The organism is Serpentinimonas barnesii, assembly GCF_000696225.1.
GTDB lineage: Bacteria > Pseudomonadota > Gammaproteobacteria > Burkholderiales > Burkholderiaceae_C > Serpentinimonas > Serpentinimonas barnesii.
Genome location: NZ_BAWN01000045.1, coordinates 1 through 2,442 on the forward strand (window position 1 = coordinate 1; position 2,442 = coordinate 2,442).

At 62.7% G+C, this 2,442-nt stretch carries 2 protein-coding genes and 1 pseudogene; 1 reads left to right on the forward strand and 2 read right to left on the reverse strand.

Annotated elements, in window-relative coordinates:
* Positions 1-201 (forward strand): annotated as a pseudogene (locus SRAH_RS12185) (bifunctional enoyl-CoA hydratase/phosphate acetyltransferase); the annotation flags it as partial.
* A gap of 7 nt (positions 202-208) precedes the next feature.
* On the opposite strand, the gene SRAH_RS11090 reads toward SRAH_RS12185, so the two are convergent.
* Together SRAH_RS11090 and queA are read right to left on the reverse strand one after the other, a co-directional pair.
* The gene (locus tag SRAH_RS11090) at positions 209-910 is read right to left on the reverse strand and encodes a DUF3334 family protein (protein ID WP_029463409.1); all 702 of its coding nucleotides are present in this window, start codon (positions 908-910) and stop codon (positions 209-211) included.
* Between the two features lie 37 nt (positions 911-947).
* A complete protein-coding gene (gene queA, locus SRAH_RS11095) occupies positions 948-2,039 on the reverse strand; it encodes a tRNA preQ1(34) S-adenosylmethionine ribosyltransferase-isomerase QueA (protein ID WP_045477348.1) in 1,092 nt (363 codons plus the stop codon).
* Between the last annotated feature and the right edge of the window lie 403 nt (positions 2,040-2,442).

Here is a 2,442-nt window from a genome sequence, read left to right on the forward strand (position 1 = left end):
GAGAGCGGCAATATGCTGGCCAAGCAGCTCGAATACCTGGCCGGGGCCACCGGATCGGGCATTGTGCTGGGTGCACGGGTGCCCATTGCGCTGACCAGCCGCGCCGACGGAGCGCAGGCGCGCGTGGCCTCGGCCTTGCTGGGCTTGCTGGTTGCCAACAACGCGCGCCGCCACCAGCCGCGCACCGACTGGGGCCGCTGAGCAGCGCTTACATCCCGAGCGAGCGCAGCAGCTCGTCGGTGGCGCTGTCACCGCCGCCCTTGGCCGGCTGCGGTGCGGCAGCGGGGGCGTTCTTGGCCGCGGTCTGCTCCATGAGTTCATCCGGGTTCGGCGCTTCCTGCGGCTCAAAATCGTACAGGCGCACGAACTCGGTGCGGTCGGTGGCCAGTTCTAGGTAGAAAATGTTGTTCTTGCTGGTGTAAAAGGTCACGCGCCGCGCCTCGGGCTGGTCCAGGTGCGCATCCACGCTGAGCACCACCTGCTTGCTCAACACCAGCATCTTGGGCTGGCTCTGGGAAATGTAGGTGTGCAGTTCACGCTGCACCTTGCTCGTGAAATCGCCCAGCACCTGGTTCATCAGCTCGCCCATCACATTGCTCACTTCGTCCGAAGTGTGTGAGCTCGCCAGGTCCGCCCGCGCCATGCCCATGCTCAGCAGGTAGCTGTGGTAAATCTCCATCGCCGCCGGGGCGCTGAAGTTAAGGATCACCAGGCCAGAAAAACCGCCATCAAACAGCACGAAGCAGCCAATATCGGGCTTGAGGCAAGTCTTGTGGATGCGCTGCACCATGCCCGAGTAGCTGACCGGGCTGTTGGTGGCCACGCCCAGCACCTTGGTGACCGAGTTGCACAGGCTGGTCAACAGGTCTTCGGTGTTGAATACGACTTCGGTGCGTTGGACGGCGTTCATGGGGTGGGTAGAGCTCGGGATGGCCAGTGGAGGGGGGTCAGGCGGCTGCGCGCTGCAGCAGCATCGAGTCGCCGTAGCTAAAGAAACGGTAACGCTGCGCCACCGCGTGCTGGTACAGCGCCATCACGTGATCGTAACCGGCAAAGGCTGTGACCAGCATCATGAGCGTGCTTTTGGGTAGATGAAAGTTGGTGATCAGCCGATCGACCAAGGCAAACTCGAAGCCCGGCGTAATATAGAGTGCCGTGTCACCCGTGGCCTCCCCAGTGCGCGCCCAGCTCTCTAGCGAGCGCACCGAGGTGGTGCCCACGGCGACGATGCGCCCACCGCGCGCGCGCGTTTCTTGGATGGCGTCTTGCGTCGCTTGCGGAATCTGGTACCACTCGCTGTGCATCACGTGCTCGGCAATGTTCTCGCTCTTGCAAGGCTGAAACGTACCGGCGCCGATGTGCAGCGTCACGCTGGCGCGCTGCACCCCATGCGCTTGCAGCGCATCCAGCACCGCCTGATCAAAATGCAGGGCGGCCGTCGGGGCCGCCACCGCCCCCGGGTTCTTGGCAAACACGGTCTGGTAGCGTGCCTCATCCTCGACGCTGTCAGGGTGCTCAATATAGGGCGGCAGCGGAACGTGGCCATGGGCCGCCATCAGCGAGTGCGGTTCCTCGCTCAAGCTCAGGCGAAACAGGGCGCCGTTCGCATCGGGCCAGCGGCCCAGCAGGGTTGCCCGGGCGGCCCAGGCATCCCCGGTTCGGTTCCACAACAGCAACTCGGTGCCCAGCGGTGGCTTCTTGCTCACCTTCATGTGCGCAATCACCTCGTGGCGCGGGCCGCCGAGCACGCGCTCCAGCAGCAACTCAAAGTGGCCCCCACTGGGCTTTTCTCCAAACAGGCGCGCCTTCACCACCTGGGTGTCGTTGAACACCAGCAGATCACCGGCATGCAGCAAGCTGGGCAGATCACGAAACACCCGGTCCACCGGGTCGGCGCCGGTGCCATCGAGCAAGCGCGCCGCGCTGCGTTCAGGGGAGGGTTGCTGGGCTATCAGCTCGGGGGGGAGTGGATAATCGAAGTCGCTCAGCGTGTAGCAGCGGGGCGTAGCGGAAGTGGAGCTTGGGCTGGGGTGGTTCATGGGCTTGAGGGTCGGACAGACCCGTTCCAAGTGGATAAGGCCGCCATTGTGCCAAGCTCAGGCAGGCAGAACAAAACCTGGCCCGTAGCGCGCATGGCGTGCCGTGTGCCTGGACCGCCCATGCAGGCTGCGCCAGCAGACAAGCAGGGGCAAAAAATTTTAAGAAAACGTCGAAAAGGCCTTGACGGGCACGCAAAACGTGCCATAATTCAAGGCTTCGCTGGGCAGACAGCACAAGCAGAGCAGAGAGCAGCAGGCCTTAAGCCATGCACAGCTCTAGCCTGACAGTGTGACAAGGTTGTTGCAGCGAGTGGCAGAAAATTTTTTAAAAAGTTTTTGCCAGACACACAAAACTGTGTCATAATTCAAGGCTTCGCTGATCGCAGCGAGTCTGAGGTGGATG

Bases quoted from the DNA above. Each gene is read 5' to 3' on its own strand.
- SRAH_RS11090 (WP_029463409.1), bottom strand. From the start codon at position 910: ATGAACGCCGTCCAACGCACCGAAGTCGTATTCAACACCGAAGACCTG.
- queA (WP_045477348.1), bottom strand. From the start codon at position 2,039: ATGAACCACCCCAGCCCAAGCTCCACTTCCGCTACGCCCCGCTGCTAC.